A 3,016-nucleotide genomic window follows, 5' to 3' on the forward strand; every position below is an offset into this window, starting at 1 on the left:
ATCTCCGGGTAGCCGATACCGGCCGCCAGCGACGAGTTCTTCGCCAGGTTCAGGTACTGGCTGGTCAGCGGCGGAATGATCACCCGCAGTGCCTGGGGGATGATCACCTTGCGCAGTGTCGGGCCCTCACGCAGGCCCAGCGAGCGCGCGGCTTCGGTCTGGCCATGGCTGACCGAGCGGATACCGGAACGCACGATTTCGGCGATGAACGCTGCGGTGTAGATGGTCAGTGCCAGGGTCAGCGCCAGCAACTCGGGGATCAGCACCCAGCCACCGACGAAGTTGAAGCCCTTCAACTGCGGCATTTCCCAGGTAACCGGGCTGCCGAACAGCAGCACGCAGGCCCCGGGGATGGCAACCAGCAACCCCAGCCCCACCCAGAACTTGTGGAACGGTACGCCGGTTTCGTTGAAGCGCTTGTTGGCGTAGCGCACCATCGCCACGGTCGCCAGCAGCGCCAGGGCCAAGGCAATGGCGAACGGCCAGAAACCATCGGTCATGGCAGCACCGGGCATGTTCAGGCCGCGGTTGCTGATGAAGAACATATCGTCGATGTTGATGCTGCCCCGCGGCCCCGGCAGGGTCAGGAACACGGCGAAGTACCAGAACAGGATCTGCAACAACGGCGGGATGTTGCGGAAGGTTTCCACATACACGGTCGCCAGCTTGTTGATCATCCAGTTCGGCGACAGCCGCGCCACGCCGATGATGAAGCCGAGAATGGTCGCCAGCACCACGCCAATGAGGGTCACCAGCAGGGTGTTGAGCAGGCCGATGACGAACACCCGCGCATAGCTGTCGGATTCCACATAGGGGATCAGGTGCTGGGCAATGCCGAAGCCGGCACTGCGCTCGAGGAAGTCGAAGCCCGAGGTGATGCCCCGGTGTTGCAGGTTGGTTTGCGTGTTGTGGAACAGGTACCAGCCCAGGCCGACCACGAACACGATCGTGAGGACCTGGAACAGCCACGCGCGCACACGTGGATCACTCAGGGACAAGCCCTTTTGTGCGCCGATTCGATTTTGCATGAGGTGCCCCGGAAAGTAGGGTTCCGAACAACCTGCGGCGGCGGGATGCCGCCGCAGGATGCAGCCATCAGCGCACAGGTGGCGCGTACTGGATGCCGCCGTTGTTCCACAGGGCGTTCATGCCACGGTCGATCTTCAGGTCGGTGCTCTGGCCCAGGTTCTTCTCGAACACTTCGCCGTAGTTGCCGACTTGCTTGACGATCTGCACTACCCAGTCTTTGGGCAGCTTGAGGTCCTTGCCATACTCGCCGTCAGCGCCAAGCAGCCGGGCGTTGTCGGGGTTCTTGGTAGACTTGGCTTCGGCCTCGACGGTTTTGGAGGTGATGCCTGCTTCTTCGGCATTCAGCATCGCGAACAAGGTCCACTTGACGATGCTGAACCACTCTTCGTCGCCCTTGCGCACCACCGGGCCCAGCGGCTCCTTGGAGATGGTTTCCGGCAGCACTACATAGTCGGTCGGCGCGGCCAGCTTGGAACGCTGGGCAAACAGCTGCGATTTGTCCGAAGTCAGCACGTCGCAACGGCCGGACTCCAGCGACTTGGCGCTCTCGTCGGAAGTGTCGAAGGTGATCGGGGTGTACTTCAGGCCATTGGCGCGGAAGTAGTCCGACACGTTCAGCTCGGTAGTGGTACCGGCCTGGATGCAGATGGTGGCGCCGTCGAGCTCCTTGGCGCTGGAAACACCGAGCTTCTTGTTGACCAGGAAGCCGACGCCGTCATAGTAGGTGACACCGGCGAACACCAGACCCATGCCGGCATCGCGCGAGCTGGTCCAGGTGGTGTTGCGCGACAGCACGTCGACTTCCCCCGACTGCAGGGCGGTGAAGCGTTCCTTGGCGTTGAGCTGGCTGAACTTGACCTTGCTGGCGTCGCCGAACACGGCGGCGGCCACGGCGCGGCAGACATCGGCGTCGATGCCGACGATCTTGCCCTGCGCATCAGGTACCGAGAAGCCTGGAAGACCGTCGCTCACGCCACACTGGACGAAGCCCTTTTTCTTCACCGCATCGAGGGTGGCGCCGGCCTGGGCAGTGCTCACGGCGCCCAGTGCGGCGGCAGCGGTCAGGACTGCCAGGGTGGTTTTCAACATCTTCATTCACAACCTCCAAATCGCTCTTGTTGTATCGAGCCGGAATTGCACCGCACCCTTTTGAGGCGTATCCGACCCGTGTTGGCTTGTTATTGGGTCAATTGGCGCAATGGACTGTTCTGTGACAGCCTTCGCTTACAAAGGGTGTTACCGTCTCGGCCTGCCCTTTGCATCGCAGGTTCAATTGCAAAGCGCGTACCAGAACTCCTGGCTGTAGCGTTTAAGCGCACGTCAAGTAGGGAAAGTTGTATCGTTGCGACATTCTTTTTCCGACAATCATTTCCCGCGCCTTCATTTCACGCACGCCATAACAAGATCCGCACACTTTCGGAGCAGTCATGACCAACCCACTGATCCTCGAACCGCAGAAAACCGCAGACGCTTGTGTGATCTGGTTGCACGGTTTGGGGGCCGACCGTTACGACTTCCTACCCGTCGCCGAATTCATGCAGGAACGCCTGCTCACCACGCGGTTCATCATGCCGCAGGCGCCGACCCGCCCGGTGACCATCAATGGCGGCTACGCCATGCCCAGCTGGTATGACATCAAGGCGATGACCCCGGCCCGCGCCATCGATGAAGCGCAGCTGGAGGAATCGGCCGAGCAGGTGATCGCCCTGATCAAGGCCGAGCAGGCCAAAGGCATCAACCTGGCGCGAATCTTCCTGGCCGGTTTCTCCCAGGGCGGCGCGGTGGTGCTGCACACTGCCTATATAAAGTGGCAAGAGGCACTGGGCGGGGTCATCGCCCTGTCCACCTACGCCCCTACCTTCAACGAACAGCACCAGCTGAGTGCGTGCCAGCAACGCACCCCGGCCCTGTGCCTGCATGGCGTGCACGACCCGGTGGTGATCCCGTCCATGGGCCGCACCGCCTTCGAGTACCTGAACACCTGGGG

Annotated in this window: 3 protein-coding genes; 1 reads left to right on the forward strand and 2 read right to left on the reverse strand. The window is 61.7% G+C overall.

Translation table 11 applies throughout. The annotated features are described in order from the left end of the window. Both HP546_RS28450 and HP546_RS28455 read right to left on the reverse strand, forming a co-directional pair. A partial coding sequence (locus HP546_RS28450; protein ID WP_172232633.1) for an amino acid ABC transporter permease occupies positions 1-1,028 on the reverse strand: 1,028 nt, incomplete at its 3' end. A gap of 67 nt (positions 1,029-1,095) precedes the next feature. Beyond that, complete coding sequence (locus HP546_RS28455; RefSeq protein ID WP_172232636.1) at positions 1,096-2,124, reverse strand: amino acid ABC transporter substrate-binding protein; 1,029 nt, start codon at positions 2,122-2,124, stop codon at positions 1,096-1,098. 332 nt (positions 2,125-2,456) lie between these two features. Here HP546_RS28455 and HP546_RS28460 point away from each other — a divergent pair. Further along, positions 2,457-3,016: alpha/beta hydrolase (locus HP546_RS28460; RefSeq protein ID WP_172232639.1), on the forward strand; the 560-nt coding region annotated here is incomplete at its 3' end.

It is taken from the genome of Pseudomonas sp. CM25, assembly GCF_013179705.1.
Classification (GTDB): domain Bacteria; phylum Pseudomonadota; class Gammaproteobacteria; order Pseudomonadales; family Pseudomonadaceae; genus Aquipseudomonas.

Excerpts from the sequence above, each read along its gene's own strand:
- HP546_RS28455 (WP_172232636.1), bottom strand. The coding sequence starts at position 2,124 with ATGAAGATGTTGAAAACCACCCTGGCAGTCCTGACCGCTGCCGCCGCA.